The organism is Allobosea sp. AAP35 (assembly GCF_001295925.1).
Taxonomy (GTDB): domain Bacteria; phylum Pseudomonadota; class Alphaproteobacteria; order Rhizobiales; family Beijerinckiaceae; genus Allobosea.
In genome coordinates this window covers 74,306-88,996 of sequence record NZ_LJHQ01000017.1, presented here as the reverse complement: position 1 = coordinate 88,996, position 14,691 = coordinate 74,306, and the positions used below count along the sequence as shown (strand labels likewise).

Annotated in this window: 15 protein-coding genes; 6 read left to right on the top strand and 9 right to left on the bottom strand. The window is 66.2% G+C overall.

All coding sequences use genetic code 11. The features are described 5' to 3' along the window. Position 1: 1 nt before the first annotated feature. From IP69_RS06750 to IP69_RS06720, 7 genes are all read right to left on the bottom strand, one after another. Positions 2 to 256: a hypothetical protein gene (locus IP69_RS06750; RefSeq protein ID WP_054142046.1), complete on the bottom strand. Its 255-nt coding sequence runs from the start codon at positions 254 to 256 to the stop codon at positions 2 to 4. Between the two features lie 99 nt (positions 257 to 355). Further along, on the bottom strand, positions 356 to 1,504 hold the full coding sequence (locus IP69_RS06745; RefSeq protein ID WP_054142045.1) for an alpha/beta hydrolase: 1,149 nt from the start codon (positions 1,502 to 1,504) through the stop codon (positions 356 to 358). A gap of 3 nt (positions 1,505 to 1,507) precedes the next feature. Next, complete coding sequence (locus IP69_RS06740) at positions 1,508 to 2,503, bottom strand: HupE/UreJ family protein (protein ID WP_054142044.1); 996 nt, start codon at positions 2,501 to 2,503, stop codon at positions 1,508 to 1,510. Next, a complete protein-coding gene (locus tag IP69_RS06735) occupies positions 2,500 to 3,366 on the bottom strand; it encodes a peptidylprolyl isomerase (RefSeq protein ID WP_054142043.1) in 867 nt (288 codons plus the stop codon). The genes IP69_RS06740 and IP69_RS06735 overlap by 4 nt, the downstream gene beginning before the upstream one ends. Next, positions 3,363 to 3,956 carry a hypothetical protein gene (locus IP69_RS06730; RefSeq protein WP_156323328.1) on the bottom strand — a complete coding sequence of 198 codons (594 nt, stop codon included), beginning with the start codon at positions 3,954 to 3,956 and terminating at the stop codon, positions 3,363 to 3,365. Before IP69_RS06730 ends, IP69_RS06735 begins: the two co-directional genes overlap by 4 nt. 26 nt (positions 3,957 to 3,982) lie before the next feature. Further along, positions 3,983 to 5,920, bottom strand: a complete 1,938-nt coding sequence (locus tag IP69_RS06725) for a DUF3604 domain-containing protein (RefSeq protein WP_054142075.1) — start codon at positions 5,918 to 5,920, stop codon at positions 3,983 to 3,985. Between the two features lie 199 nt (positions 5,921 to 6,119). Next, on the bottom strand, positions 6,120 to 6,962 hold the full coding sequence (locus tag IP69_RS06720; protein ID WP_197279712.1) for a hypothetical protein: 843 nt from the start codon (positions 6,960 to 6,962) through the stop codon (positions 6,120 to 6,122). A gap of 323 nt (positions 6,963 to 7,285) precedes the next feature. Here IP69_RS06720 and IP69_RS06715 point away from each other — a divergent pair, with 323 nt between their 5' ends. The 3 genes from IP69_RS06715 (at position 7,286) to IP69_RS06705 (ending at position 9,296) form a co-directional block, all read left to right on the top strand. Beyond that, positions 7,286 to 7,729 carry a hypothetical protein gene (locus tag IP69_RS06715; protein ID WP_054142040.1) on the top strand — a complete coding sequence of 148 codons (444 nt, stop codon included), beginning with the start codon at positions 7,286 to 7,288 and terminating at the stop codon, positions 7,727 to 7,729. A 407-nt stretch (positions 7,730 to 8,136) separates the two neighbouring features. Continuing rightward, positions 8,137 to 8,709 (top strand): peroxiredoxin-like family protein, encoded by a 573-nt coding sequence (locus tag IP69_RS06710; RefSeq protein ID WP_054142039.1) that lies wholly within the window; start codon positions 8,137 to 8,139, stop codon positions 8,707 to 8,709. Positions 8,710 to 8,732: 23 nt separating this feature from the next. Continuing rightward, positions 8,733 to 9,296, top strand: a complete 564-nt coding sequence (locus IP69_RS06705) for a TlpA disulfide reductase family protein (protein WP_197279711.1) — start codon at positions 8,733 to 8,735, stop codon at positions 9,294 to 9,296. 115 nt (positions 9,297 to 9,411) lie between these two features. Here the strand turns inward: IP69_RS06705 and IP69_RS06700 are convergent, their stop codons facing one another. Continuing rightward, positions 9,412 to 10,242: a hypothetical protein gene (locus tag IP69_RS06700; RefSeq protein ID WP_054142037.1), complete on the bottom strand. Its 831-nt coding sequence runs from the start codon at positions 10,240 to 10,242 to the stop codon at positions 9,412 to 9,414. A gap of 459 nt (positions 10,243 to 10,701) precedes the next feature. On the opposite strand from IP69_RS06700, the gene IP69_RS06695 reads away from it, so the two are divergent. Then, complete coding sequence (locus IP69_RS06695) at positions 10,702 to 11,550, top strand: metallophosphoesterase family protein (RefSeq protein WP_054142036.1); 849 nt, start codon at positions 10,702 to 10,704, stop codon at positions 11,548 to 11,550. 6 nt (positions 11,551 to 11,556) lie between these two features. Here the strand turns inward: IP69_RS06695 and IP69_RS06690 are convergent, their stop codons facing one another. After that, on the bottom strand, positions 11,557 to 12,186 hold the full coding sequence (locus IP69_RS06690) for a glycosyltransferase (protein WP_197279710.1): 630 nt from the start codon (positions 12,184 to 12,186) through the stop codon (positions 11,557 to 11,559). Positions 12,187 to 12,446: 260 nt separating this feature from the next. On the opposite strand from IP69_RS06690, the gene IP69_RS06685 reads away from it, so the two are divergent. Both IP69_RS06685 and IP69_RS06680 read left to right on the top strand, forming a co-directional pair. Continuing rightward, positions 12,447 to 13,925, top strand: coding sequence for an FAD-dependent oxidoreductase (locus IP69_RS06685; RefSeq protein ID WP_054142034.1), 1,479 nt, complete (start codon positions 12,447 to 12,449; stop codon positions 13,923 to 13,925). Positions 13,926 to 13,941: 16 nt separating this feature from the next. Further along, entirely contained in the window at positions 13,942 to 14,667 is a 726-nt protein-coding gene (locus IP69_RS06680; RefSeq protein ID WP_054142033.1) for a VTT domain-containing protein, read from the top strand. Positions 14,668 to 14,691 lie beyond the last annotated feature (24 nt).

The following is a 14,691-nucleotide window of genomic DNA, read 5'->3' as shown; positions in this document are numbered from 1 at the left end:
GTTACCGCCGGCCGGCGCGGTTCACCGGCCCGCCTCGGTTCATCGGCGTGCCTGCGCGGACGCCGACACCTGCGGCGCCGACGCCGGGCGTGACCACGGCGCGGCGCGCGACAGGCGCTCCGACGCGCGCCACGCAGCCTTTCGGCACCCCCACTGTCTTGCAGTAGACCACCGCCGAAGCAGGTTCGATCGGAGCGATGCTGAGTGTGCTCGCGAGCAGACCGAGAACGGGTACGAATGAGTTCTTGATGTTCATGGATGTTCTCCCTCTGGTTGGTGTCGCGCCAGTTTCGTTGCTGGCATAGGCCGGGATTAGGGCTCTGGGCATCCCCGGCCGGGGTCCGCAGAGCCGTGGCTAGCGGGTGATGATCTTCAGCGGCAGTCCCAGGATCGCCAGCGGAGCAGCCACGATCGCCTCCAGCGATCCGGACACGGCGTCATGGGTGGCGCTGCCGGGGCTGTGCGGCTTGTGGACCCCATGCTCGAGCACGCGCTGCAGCTGCGGGGCGATTTCGGCGAGCTGCGCGAACTTGCCGTGATTGGTCGAATCCGTCGCCTTGACGTCGGTCATGTCGATGACGACGGCCCCGAGTTCGGCGAGCTCCGTCGTATCGCCATCCGCGCCGAGCCGCTCCTGCCCGCCGGCGATGAAACGCGAGGCGGCGAGCGCCTTGTCGTCCTTGGAGACGACGATGAAGAACGGCTTCTTCGGCTTGCCGAACCGGCGCATCTGCGACTTGAAGACATCGACATCGATGTCGGGCGCCGCCAGCACGATCCGGCCGAGCTTGCCGATCGGCGGCGCCTTGCCGGAGATCTTGATCTGCCGCAGCGCCTCCACAGTGACCCAGTTCCCCATCGAATGGGCCAGGATGTTCACCTGCTCGGCCTTGCTGTCGAAGATCAGCCGAATGGTGCGCTCGAGGTCGTCGCGCGCCGCCGTGGCGCTGTTGGTGTCATAAACATATTGCGTCAGCGCGCCGCGCGACGCCCAGGTGAACAGCACCGGCACCGCCGGGGCCTTGGCATCATGGACCACCTGGCCGAAGCGATAGAGGCTCTCGGCGAACATCGTGTTGTAGCCGTGGATGAACAGCAGCACCTTGCGGCTGCCGCGCGGGCGGAGCGCCAGTTGCGCGTTGAGCGAGGCCAGGAACGCCTTCTCGCCATCGAGATAGCCGGCCTGGCGCACCACGAAATCGGTCTGCGAATTGCCTGGCGCCGACGAGGCCCATTCGATCTCGCCCTGCTTGTGCGTGGCGGGCACCGATAGCCGCACCATCGCGAAATCGAGCGGCTTGGCCCGCTCCCCGCTGAACAAGGTCCCGGGCCGCTCGTCGCGCTTGCGCGTGGTCGCGACCAGGATGCTGTGTTCGGTCGCACCGGGCGCCGCGTCCGAGACCGCGGCGAGAAACCCCGTCTCGGGCCGCGAGGCGCAACCGCTTGCCGCCAGCGCGGCTAAGAACGTGCAGACGAGAGTCAGGCGGCGAAGATGGTTGGACATCGGTCAGCTCCAGAAACTCTCGATACGCGTGATCAACCACAGCATCGACATCGTGCCGATCATGTAAGACGCCGTCATGCGGACGGGTCCCAACGGAATCGCGAGCAGGGCGCTCGATGCCCGGACGGCCAGAAGAATGGTCGCGACGAACAGCAATTGCCCGGCCTCGACGCCGACGTTGAAGGTGAGCAGCGCCAGCGCAACATCGGTCTGCGGCAGGCCGATCTCCTTCAGGGCACCGGCAAAGCCGAAGCCGTGCAATAGGCCAAAGGCAAAGGCCACGACCCATGGATAGGTTTCCGAGAGGCGGCGTTGGCCTGATTGCGAGCGCGCGAGTTCGCTTGCGACGAAAGCGATGCTCAGCGCGACAGCCGCCTCGACCGGCTTCTGCGGCAGGCTGATCAAGCCCAGCGCCGCCCCCGCCAGCGTGATGCTGTGGGCGACCGTGAACGCCGTGATGGTCTTAACGAGCATCCACCGGTCGCGGATGAGGAGCATCAACGCGAAGACGAAGACGAGATGATCGAAACCGAGAAGGATATGCTCGACGCCCAAGACAAAATACGTCTGTGCGACTTCGAACGTTGTCTGAGAAGCGGTGATGGCGAGGCTTGGCATCTCCGGCGTCAGGCGCGCGACCTGCGTCGATCCATCGGCAGAGGCGAGGCGCACCAGCACATCGGTCAGGCTGGTCCGCAGACCGTCGATCGTTAGGCTGCGGCCTTGCAAGCCATCGGGGCAACGGGCCGTCCAGCGCTCGAAGAAGGCGCCCGCCTCGAAGGAGTTGACCGGCTCGCCAATCGGCTGGCAGGTTTCGGGCAAGCGGACATAAAGCCCGAGCCTCATCTCGCCGAGCGCCGGCGTTTTCCAGACGATCGCGAAGTCGCCGGCCTTGGTTTCGTGGATATCCAGATAGGCGGGGCGTAGCTCATGGGCTGCCGATGGCCCCGCCGCGATCAGCGGCACCAAACCGATCAGCAGGGCCAGCAGGCGGATCACGGATCTCGCCCCGGCGCGACGGTGGTTCCAACCTGTGTTTCGATCCGCACCCGGTAGCGCTTCAGCCGCTCCGCGAAATGCGCCTCTTCCGCTTGCAGCCGCTTTTCGTTCGCCCAGGCTTGGGCGACGGCGTCGCGGACTTCGTTCAGCCTTGCTGGCCTGCCGGCTTCGCTTTCATTGATGCGAACAACGTGAAGGCCGAAACTCGATTTGACCGGCCCTACCCAAGTTGCTGGATCCGCAGCGGCTACTGCTTTCGCAAAACTGCCGCCGAAGATCTGATCGATCGCGGCCTTCCGCGTTAGCGGCAGTTCGGTCGGCAGGATGGTGGGGTCCCCCAGCGTCGTTGGGTCCGCGTCGGGGCTGGCACGCACGGCTTCAAGCAGGGAGGCGACATCCTGCTCGATGGCTTCACCGCGACGCGCCGGGCTCAGGAAAATCTGCCGCAAGGCCAGCCTGGGTTCGATCCGGAACCGATCCGGGTTGCCTTTGAGGTAGGCCTCCAGCTCCGCATCGCTGGGCGTCGCAGCCTCGGCTTGCGCCTGGCTCAAGAACTCCATCTTCAGCCGGAGTCGGCGACGGATGACGGTGTCGTCCTTGTCGAGGCCGAGCGCGAGCGCCTCTCGATAGAGAATCTCCTCCTTCACGTGATCGTCGATGAGGCCCTTGACCTCGCTCGACGTGGGCGGACGCTGCCGCGTCTTGGCAAAGAGGCCGGCCAATTGCTCGATCTTGGCCCCGGTCACCACGATATCGTCGCCCGCAGGCGCGGCGTTCCGGTCGAGCGCTCCATAGAGCGCGAAGATCGCCAGTGCGAGCGCCAGGAAATGCACCAGCGGTTCCTTGAGCAATCGCCGGATCATGGCACAACTCGGCTCTCGATCTCGCTTTGCGGAATCTCGGCCATGGCCGTCAGCGGCGCCTGCAGGCGGTCGAGCCAACTGGCCGTCCTGATCCGGCCATCGATTGTGCCATAGAGCCGAAGCAAGCCCTTCTGCCGTGCGGCAAGCGGCGTGATCTGCCCCGAGGCCAGCGCCGTCACGACGGGCTCGTCCGTCACGATGACGATGTCAGACGCCTGCGCACCATCGACATGCATGGCCATGCTGAGCCCGTCCTGTGCGGGCGCAAACCGGGTCCACAGCATCGGCCCGATCAGCAGGATGGACAGGCTGGGCCCAGCCTCCCCGTCCATTGCCACAACAAGCCTGTCGCGCAGCTTGACAAGATCGGCCGCCGTCCTGCGATAGCCCAACAGGGCGCGCACGGCTTCCGGACGTTCGTCACGCCGGATGACGCCTTCCAGTTGGGCCCGCCACACCGCTGAGGTCACATGCAACGCGTCCGGATAGATCCAGTTGATGGCGCCGCGCGCCGTATCGGCCCCCTTTGGATCCTCGAAGCCGCAGGCTGAAGCCAGCGTCGTCCCGCCGACGAGAGCCAGCGTCGTCAACAGGTGCCGGGCGCGACGCCCGCAGGTCACGGCGTATACCAGATCGGCGACGTGTAGGCGCGCTCGGTGATCGTCATCGCGGTGCCCGGCAACGGCTTGTTGCCGAAGCGCTTCGCGTCATAGGCGGTCCAACGCGGGGTCGGGATCTCGAGAACGCGGACATAGTAGAAAGCGCGCAGGCTGGCGTCGAAATCAGGGTCTTTCCAGGTGGCGATCAGTTCGGGCGCGCCGATCGTGTTGGTCCAGGTCGCGTTCTGGATATCGACCGTGCTGCCGACCGAGGCCACCTTGCCGTCGGGGCCGGGCTTGCGATCGCCCGACCAGACCACGTCATAGACCTTCTCCTGCGTCTTTCCGTCTTTGCCGACCCAGCCCTTGATGATCTGGATGCGGTCCAGATTGGCGCCGATCGTGTCTTTCAGGGCCGCGACGAGGAATGTCGGCGCCTTGCCGGTCGGCGCCGTCTTCAGATCGCCGCCCATCGGCACGCCTTTCGTATAGCCAATCTGGGCGGGCAACCGGTTGCGCGCATCGGCCTCGTCGAACTCCCAGCCGCCAAAGAAGCGCACCGCCATGCGCGGCCCGGTCGTCGCATAGGTCTCCTTGCGCTGCATCGCATCCCAAATCGCCTCGCGCGTGTTCTCGGTGGCCCATACGGCGGCATAGCCCGACGCCGAAACCTCCCAATCCATGATCTTCACGCCCGTCTGCGCATTGGCGAAGAAGGTCTTCGTCATGCGCTCGGGGCTGGGTTCCTGTGGCGTGGTCTTGCCAAAAAAGTTGTCCTCCTCCATCGCCGCCAGCCCCGTATGGGCGTCGGAGCTGCCGATCAGGCCGAACTTGTACGGGTTCGTACCCAGCTGCTGCTCCAGCACGAGGCCGTTCTTCAGCGCCGACCGGGCATATTCGAATTCGAGCATGTCCTTGGTCTTGGCGGCGCTGCCGTCGAGATTGCCCTTGTCCCAGGTCTCGAAGTCGGCGAATTCGTCATTGGGCGAGAGGAAGGGATGGGCTTCCCCGTCGCCCTTCGTCTGGGTCGCCTCATAGAGACGCTCCCATTTCGCGCGCTGCTCGACATACTCCTTGTCGACCGGCTTGCCGGTGAAGGATTCGATCAGCGGAAACATGATTCCGTTGCTGAGATTGCCGTTATGGGCGATCGCCAGCACGCTGCCGCCGGTCTTCGCCTCATAGGCGGACATCCACTTCCACAGGTCTCGTGGATTGTCGCTGCCGAGAGGCGCCTGCGTCGTATAGGGCTCCACCTGGCTTGCACGCATGGCATTGTCCCGGAAGATGACGTTGCGATGCAGGTTGTTGCCGCCGGTGTTCGAGGTCCATTCGTAGCCGATGAAAGCCGTGAAGCGGCCCGGATCGTTTGCCTCCTCGGCCGCCTTGATGGTCTGCTGCCAGGCGGACTGGTAGGCGCGGGTTCCGGGCACCGGCATGATCTCCTTGTCGATCGAGCCTTTTCCGAAATTCTCGATGATGTCGATCGCGGCCGCCGCACCCTGTCCCGAGAAGATCATGTCATGCCATTTTCTCCCCTGCTGGCTCGCCATGATCACGGGGTCGCCACCCACGATCAGGGGGAAGAAGCCCATCCCGTCGGAATGGTCGGCCACGACCAGGAAGTCGAGGGGCCGGGACAGCTTGGCGCGCTCGCCTGCGGATGCGGTGATTTCTTCGCCACGGGCGAAGCGATAGGCCTCCTTCGGGCCCAGACGGGCACCGAAGGCGCCGGCATCCATGGAAAAGGAGGTGTGGAGATGGGTGTCGCCAAAAAACGGACGGGTTGGGAAATTGCGCCCGGCATAGGGCGAATAGCCCGGCTTCTGCGCCAGGCGCTCCGCCGACGCCTTGTCGAGCGTTCCCGCATCCTGGGCGAAGGGGGCCGTCGGTGAACCGAGCGAAGCGCCCAGAACGAGAGCGCCGATGGCAGCAGAGACCTTGTAAGTCTTCATGATCATCTCCCCGTTCTAGCCTAGGAATTTATGTCAGATGGTGACGACTTCCGTTGATTCAGGTCAATGACGGCCGGCCGCTTCGCCTCGTGAAATATTCGATACGCGCGGCGATCGATGAACATTGGCGCCTTCGTGCCTGAGATGCGACCCTGACCGACAAACGCTCGGTCAGTCGGCACCAGTCCTGCCCAAGGATTCAGAAGTGATAAGCAATGCTGGAAAACAGGCCATGCTGCGTGGCGCGGTAGCTGAAGCCTCCCTTGCGGTAGTCGGTGTAGATCGCCCGGTAGCCAAGAGCCGTCGAGATCGCATCCGTCCAGCGGTAGCCGACGGAGGCGAAGCCCTGCGTCGTGAAACGCGACCCGACGCCGAAGCCGCCGACATCGGCAATCGCATTGACGAACCAGCGATCGTTGATGCGCCAGGTGGCGGCCAGGCCGATGATCGGGTCCGCCCAGTGCTCGACGCTGCTGTTGCTGATCGTGATCGGAATCAGGCCGGGCGTCGCCTCGATCTTGCCGGTGATGCGCTGATAGCGGATGCCCGCGGTGGCGTAGAGATCGACATCGCTGCTCGTCAACGGCAAGCGATATCCGGCGATGGCCGACGCGATCAGCTGCCGCATCTCGAACTCGACCTGCGTGCCCGGCAAAATCGCAGCCAGCGCTGGGCGTCGCACGCCCGGCAGCTTTACGCGCGCATCGGCTGAGATCTGCGCCCAGACCAGATCCGTCAGGATCATCCAGTTGCCGTTCTTGGCGAGCAGCGAGCCCATCACGGCGCCGTTGAGCTTTTCCAGCACGTCGCCGAACGTCATGTCGATGCTGACAGGGGGCAGATTGCGCACGCCGGATTCGCCGTGGAGAGCGGTGGCCCAGCCATAGGCCGTTGCCTGGAACTGCCAGCCCGTGGGGTGGGATGCCAGGATCGGGAGCAAAGGTTTGGGAGCATCAGCGGCCCTGACGGCCGTCGAAACCCCACTGCCCATGATACTGGCCGCAAAGCCACCGATCAGTGCGTGCCGCACGGTGTATCGCATCGTCCCCCCCGGGCTATGCAAAACTTGTTGGATGAATTCTTAGCAGCGGCATGTGCCAAACACACGCATAATCTGCGGCATGCATCCGGCTGGTCGAGGGCGCGCCACAAGCCATAATCCGTCGACGAAATCAGTAGCAGCGTGGTCCATGAGCGATGTGCAAGGGGCCGCGGGCCTCGAAATCATGACCCCATTTGGGTAAGGGGTTGAATTGGAGGGCTTGCGCCAGCGCTCTGGTCGAACATGCCATTGAGGCAGGCCTCAAAGTCTGCAAGGCTGCGTCTTGCGGCAAAGCTCACAGGCCAGTGCCCGGGGGGGCGATCATGAAGACCATCATCTGCGCTTTTTTCTTGAGCTGCTTTGTGTGGTGTAGCCCTTCCGTTGCACAGTCCCGCAATCTGGGTCCTGCGACCGGCTCCGTCAGCATTCGGCAGTTGCAGGTCGCGTTTATCGGTTCCGGGGCGGTTGGCGGCGGAGAGCTGAAATTCGGCCAAAGGGTCTACGGCATCACGGTGGCGGGCCTCGGGATCGGCGGGATCGGCGCCTCGACACTCCGCGCTACGGGCAAGGTCTACGGCCTTCGCGATGTTGGGGACTTCGCCGGCGCCTATGTGCAGCTTCGCGAAGGTTGGGCCATCGGAGACGAGGGGCGAGGACGGCTGTGGCTGCGGAACGCCAAGGGGGTGACCCTTCGCCTGACGACGCAGCGAAGGGGTTTGCAATTGTCACTCGGAGCCGACGGCGTGGTCATCGGCTTCAAACAATGAGGTCCTCGGGCGCGGCAGCCCATCTCTGAACTTTGGTGACACGCCCGAGGGCCCCAGAGACCTCTTTCGCGCCTGACTCTTTACAGGGCATCGATGCTGGGTGCGCGAGCAGGGACACTCCAGTTGCGCGCACAGGGCTCGGCCAGCGTCTTCGCGACATCGGCCAAGCCAACACCCTGCTTACGCGACGGACCCTCCGATGTTGGATTCATTGCTGATACGGAGCGCTTAGCCAAAATCTTCTGCCAAGCGACCGCGCCGACTTTTTTCCTTGGTGCGGTTGCGACAATTGTCTCGCTTATGGCGGCGCGGTTGTCGGCCACATGCGTGAGGCTGTAACGGCGGACTTGCGTCCAACGAAACCGTCATGGTCGCGAAAGACCACGACTGTGACTGAAGGGACCTCCATGACCGACATCAAGCCCGTGCTGCCCCGCACTCCCGTGCCGAGCCTCGAACTCCAGCTCGCTCCAGATGGGGCCCAATTCAGCCTCCACGCCGAGCGCCCCCGGCATTTCACGCTGGTCGTGGTCTATCGCGGGCTGCACTGCCCGATCTGCAGGGTCCAGCTGTGCGATCTCGAAGGCAGGCTCGACGCCTTCGCCGAGAAGGGCGTCGGCGTTATCGCGCTCTCGACGGACAGCGAGGAACGCGCCGCCCGCGCCAAGACAGAGTGGGGCCTGCCGAGGCTGCGTCTGGGTTATGGCTTCTCGCTCAACACGGCCCGCGAATGGGGGCTGTTCCTGTCGGCCGGCCGCGGCACGACCTCGATCGGCGTCGAGGAGCCCGCGCTCTTTGCCGAGCCGGGGCTCTTCCTGGTCAGGCCGGATGGCACGCTCTACTTCTCCAGCGTCCAGACCATGCCGTTTGCGCGGCCGTCCTTCGCCGACATCCTCGGCGCGATCGACTTCGTCGTCGCCAAGGACTATCCGGCGCGTGGCGAGGTGGCCACGCTCGAAGACGGTTTGGCCGCGTTCTGATGGAGGTCACGCGCAGAGCCCTCATGCTCGGTTCGGCCGCGGGCGCGCTCGGCGCCATGCCGCCGGCCGGGGCAGCGGCCGCGGATCCCTATCCACCGCCGTTCAGCACGCCGCATGCCCAGTTCACCGTGCTCGATCCGCGCGAGGAGGCCGGCCATATCCCGCTGCGTGATCTGGGTGGGCGGCAACGCACGCTCGCGGCCTATCGCGGCAAGGCTGTGCTGCTTGCCTTCTGGGCGAGCTGGTGCCCGCCCTGCCGACGCGAACTGCCGATCCTGCAGCGGCTCCAGACGCAGGCGAAGAGCGAGCCCTTCGTGGTCGTGCCGGTATCGCTCGACCGCGACGCCGCAACGGCCGCCGCTTACATCCGACGGCTGCGCTTGGACGGGTTTTCAAGCTTCATCGACACGCAGGGCGAGGTCGCCTCCGGGCCGAAGTCGAAGGTCGCGACACCCTTTCCTCTCTATGGCATGCCGATGAGCTATGTCATCGACGCGCGGGGGCGCAGCGGCGGCTATCTGACCGGCGAGGCCGATTGGAGCGCGCCGGACGCACTCGCGTTGCTGCGCTTCTATGCCCGGTCCTAGGCGTCGGCGGCGGGGGGAGCGTCCCCTTTCGCCCTGCTTCACCTGACCCTTGACCGGGACAGTCGCGGGAATGCCTCGGTGATCCCCGGTCTCGGTGTGGCGCGGTCGCTCTGCCTCAGTCCCGTCCGATGATCACGTCGAGGCGCTCGCCGGTGTCGGTCTCGATCGTCGCGCGCGGGCCCCGCAGGGCGAGGAACCTGGCGACGCGCTGTTTGACCGGAGCCTTGCCAAGGACCACGGCGCGCCCGCCCTTGAAGCCGATCGCAGCCAGGTCCTGGCGCGACAGCGACGGGATGACGATGTCGGGCGTGCCGTCCCCGTCAATGTCCCCGATGCGTCCGAGATCGAGGTCGCGCTCACCCAGGCGATGATTGGTGAAGCCGTCGATCCGCGAAACCTCGACCAGCGCCGCGCCCGACAGGCGATAGAGCCGCAGCGAGCCCGCCAGATGCGGCGTGACCACGGCCGCGAGCATGGCCTGCCCCGATCCGGTGAAATCCGCGACGCCGACGGGATTGAGCCAGCGATTGCGCTGGCCGATGGCTGGGCCCTCGGCGAGGGGCTCGATCGCGTGCCGGCCGATCCGGTAGACCGCGAGGGCCGCGCCACGATCGAGATAGGCTTTGACCAGGATCGCTTCGGGCTGACCGTCGCCGTCGAGATCGGCCAGGCGGACGCGACGGTCCTCGAAGACCGCGTCAGCGCCGAGGCGAAACAGCAGGCGCTCTCCGTCCCGCTCGACAACGAACCCGCCGGCCTCGATCGCATCCCCCAGAACGCCATGGCCATAGCGTGTCGTCGGATCGACGAGATAGGCGATCATCCCGGCGCTCCGGGTGACCTCGCCATCCGGCAGACGCAAGAGGTCCCGAGCCTGCGCGCCGCGGCCACAGCCGATGGCGAAAGCAAATGCCATGATCAGGCGGCCCGCCCGGTGTCGCAGCATGTCAGCCTCTCCCTAACGCTGTGTCGCCACTGGCGATCTGGTAACACAACTGGGGCTTTCGCTCTCGATGCCGGCCTGGCGAGTGCGACGGGGCACCCGGGCGGAGCATCTCAGTTTTGGTCGTCACCGGAGACGATCCGGCCCGATCGCATGTGAAGGGTCCGGTCGGCGAATTCGGCAGCCAGATGAGGCTGATGCAGGGTGCAGAGCACGGCGAGCCCCCTCGATTTCGCCACTGCTGCTGTCCGCCCGAGAGCGTGTCGGCGCGCTGGCGCCCGGGCCGGCCAAAAGCAAAGAGCGGCGGTTCAACATGGATCATCCTCAGATGGCGCCGGACCTGACCGGGCCCTGGAGGGCCATCTGCTGCCGGCCTGGCGGGCACAGAGACGTTACGGGCGCGGGGCCTGTAACGTTACGCGGCGGTGGAGCGAATATCGGATCGTGACGGACAGGGACGACATGACGCGCGATCGGACATGGCTGCTCTTCGGCGGCCCCTATGGAAACCTGCAGGCCACGCAGGCGCTGCTGGCAGAGGCCAGACGGCTGGACATCTCCCCGGACAGGATGCTCTGCACGGGCGATCTCGTGGCCTATTGCGGCAATCCGGTCGAGACGATCGATCTGATCCGCGACAGCGGCATGGCCGTCGTCGGCGGCAACTGCGACGAGCAGCTGGGCGCGAGCGCCAGCGACTGCGGCTTCGAGCCTGACAGCGCCTGCGCCAGATTATCGGCCGCCTGGTATGCCTTCGCCGACAGTGTCGTCAGGCCCGACCAGCGTCGATGGCTGGCCTCGTTGCCGGGACGCGTCGACCTGAGGATCGGCGGGCGGACCCTCGCGGCGATCCACGGCTCGGCCCACTCGATCAACAGCTTCGTTTTTGCAGGCACGCCCGAGGGCGAGAAGCGCTGCAGCCTCGACGCCCTCGGCTGCGATGGCGCTGTCGGCGGCCATTCAGGCCTGCCTTTCACCCAATGGCTGGGCGACCGGCTTTGGCACAACCCGGGCGTCATCGGGATGCCGGCCAATGACGGCACGCCGCGCGTCTGGTTCAGCATCGTCAGGGAGACAGAGGCCGGGCTCGCCATCGAGCACCGGGCGCTGTCCTATGACCATGAAGGCGCGCAGGCCGCCATGCGCGGCGCGGGCCTTCCGGAAAGTTACCGTGAGGCGCTCGCGACCGGCCTCTGGCCCAGTCTCGACGTCCTGCCCGAGCGCGAACGCGCCGAGACGGGACGACCGATCACGGAGACGTCGACGCTATGGCCCGCGCGCCAGCCCGCCCGGGCGCTCCAGGCGGTCTGACCGGTTTCAGGACGCCCGCAGGCTCTGCAGCAGGGTGAGTCTCAGATGCATGAAGGTGGTCCGGAACCAGCCCTTGTCGCGATATTTGCGGGCGCTGGTCGTGACCGTCGCGCCGACCGCCTGAACCTTTAAGCCTGCGCGACGCGCGTCGCGAACCAGCTGGTGGTCCTCGCCATGGGCTGCGGTTTCGTCGTAACCGCCGAGGGCCCGGAACATCGCGGCAGGGAGGCACAGCGCCTGATCGCCGAAGGGCAGGCCGATCACCCGCGAGCGGAAGCTGACTCCGCGTTCGGTGAGACGCATCAGGGCGCCGCCGTCAAACCGCAGGTCGAAATAGCGCACCGCGGCGCGCTGCTCCTGCAGCCGCTCCAGCAGCTTCGGCACGGCGTCGGCGCCCAGCGTCGTATCGGCATGCACGAACCAGAGATGGCGACCTCGGGCGATCGAGGCCGCATGGTTCATGCTGGAGGCGCGGGTTCCGCCGCGGGCGAGAACGATCTCGAAGGTTTTGGGAAGCATTGCGAGCAGAGTTTCCGGAACGGCCTCGTGCTCGGCCAACGGGATGATCACCGAGACGAGCGCGCCGTCTGGGCTCGTTTCGGGCGGACGGACATCCAGCGTCACTGCATCGCGCATGATAAACCCGCATCCCATGTCGATGGCCGCGAGGCCCGTCGAGGGCCCTTTGTGATTTCGACGCCGCGCATCGTCTCGTTACAACGCTTGTGGGGCGTTGATAGGACTTGCTGCGTCCCCCTGATCCAGCAAGTGCGGGGGGCAGGTCAACCTGCCGAGATCACGACAGGCCCGACACGAAGCCGTGAACCGCGTAACGTCGCGCGACTCCGGCGCGAACAGGCTGTCGGAGCTGAAGCCCCCGTCCCGAAGCGATCCTCATGGCTGATCCTGCACCTGCCTCGCTCCCGCCGAAGCGCCCCTTGCGGCAGAACGGGGTTCTGCGCGCCGATCTCTGCATCATCGGTGCGGGCTCCGGCGGGCTGTCGGTCGCGGCCGGCGCCGTGCAAATGGGCGCTTCAGTCGTCCTCATCGAAAAGGGCGAGATGGGCGGCGATTGCCTCAACACCGGCTGCGTGCCCTCCAAGGCGCTGATCGCTGCGGCCCATGCCGCCCATGCCGTGCGTGACGGCAAACGCTTCGGTGTTCATGGCGCCGAGCCCGAGATCCGCTTCGAAGAGGTTCACGCTCATGTGCATGGCGTGATCGCCGCGATCGCGCCGCATGACAGCGTCGAGCGGTTCGAACAGCTCGGCGTCCATGTCATCAAGGCGGCGGCGCGTTTCCTCGACCGCGATACGGTCGAGGCTGGCGGGGAAACGATCGCGGCGCGCCGCTTCGTGATCGCGACTGGCTCGCGCGCTGCTGCGCCGCCGATCCCCGGCCTTGCGGACGCCGGCTATCTCACCAATGAGAGCGTCTTCGAGCTGCGGGAGCGTCCCCAGCATCTGATCGTCGTCGGTGGCGGACCCATCGGGATCGAGATGGCGCAGTCCTTCCGTCGCCTGGGTTCGAAGGTGACGGTGATCGAGACGTTCGGCATCCTCGCCAGGGATGAGCCGGAGGCCGTCGAGGTCGTCCGCGCCGCGCTCGTCCGGGACGGCGTGACGCTGCTCGAGAAGGTCGGCATCAGCGAAGTCAGACGCGACGGCGCGGTCGTGACGGTCACGCTCGATGGCGACAGCGCGGTCGGACGGAGCGTCGCGGGCAGCCATCTGCTCGTCGCGGCTGGCCGGCACCCGAACGTCGAAAACCTCGGCCTCGACGCGGCCGGCGTCGCCTTCACGCCGAAGGGGATCACGGTCGACGCGCGCCTTCTCACCAGCAATCGCCGGATATTCGCCATCGGCGACGTCTCGGGTGGCCCGCAATTCACCCATATCGCGGGCTATCATGCCGGCATCGTCATCCGGAACGCGCTGTTCGGCCTCCCCGCCAAGGTCGACTACACGGCCTTGCCCTGGGTGACCTACGCCGATCCGGAACTCGCCCATGCCGGCCTCACCGAGGCGGATGCGCGCAAGGGCGGCCATGACGTCCAGATCCTGAGCTGGTCCTTCGCGGTCAACGACCGGGCCCAGGCGGAGCGTGCGATCGAGGGGCTGGCCAAGGTCGTGCTGGGTCGCAAGGGCCGGATCCTCGGCGCTACGATCGTGGGGCCGCGCGCGGGCGAGCTGATCGGCACCTGGGCCCTGGCCATCTCGTCACGCCTCCGGATCGGGGCCGTGGCGAGCACCGTGCTGCCCTATCCGACGCTGTCGGAGATCTCGAAGCGCGCCGCCGGCAGCTACTACACGCCGAAGCTCTTCGGCTCCACCACGCGCCGCATCGTCGGTTTCGTCCAGCGTTTCCTGCGCTGATCCGGAGAGACAGCCCATGCTGACCCGCCTTCTCACCGACCGGCGCCTCTGGCTCGTCCTGGCCGCTCTCGCCCTCATCCTCATTGTCCGGCAGACCGGGGTTGCGAGCTATCTCTCGCTGGACACGCTCAAGACCCATCGCGTGACGCTGACGAGCTGGGTCGAGGCGAACCGCCTGATCGCGGCGCTCGCCTACATCGCCGTCTATGTCGCCGCCGTCGGCTTCTCGATGCCGGGCGCGGTCTTCCTGACGCTGTCGGGAGGGTTTCTGTTCGGAGCGGTGTTCGGCACGCTGCTGACCGTGATCGGTGCCACGATCGGGGCGACGCTGATCTTCCTGTTCGCCAAGACCCTCTTCGGCGCGAATGCGCTCGACCGGTTCGGGGCGCCGGCCGCCAGGCTTGCGGAGGGCATCCGCCAGAATGCCGCCTCCTATCTGCTCGTGCTGAGGCTGGTGCCGCTGTTCCCGTTCTTCCTGGTCAATCTGGTGCCGGCCTTCGTCGGCGTGCCGCTTGCGACCTATGTGCTGACCACATTCTTCGGGATCATGCCGGGGACGGCGGTGTTCTCGCTGGCGGGCGCGGGGCTCGGCTCGGTTCTCGACCAAGGCGGCGCAGTCTCGCCCGGCTCCATCCTCACGCCGCAGATCATCGGCGGCCTCGTGGGGCTCGCCGCGCTGTCGCTGGCCGCGATCCCGATCAGGAAGCGCCTCGCGGCCCGGGAAAAGCAGACCCGGGCGTAACGTTCGCCAGCGTCCATCCGTAAG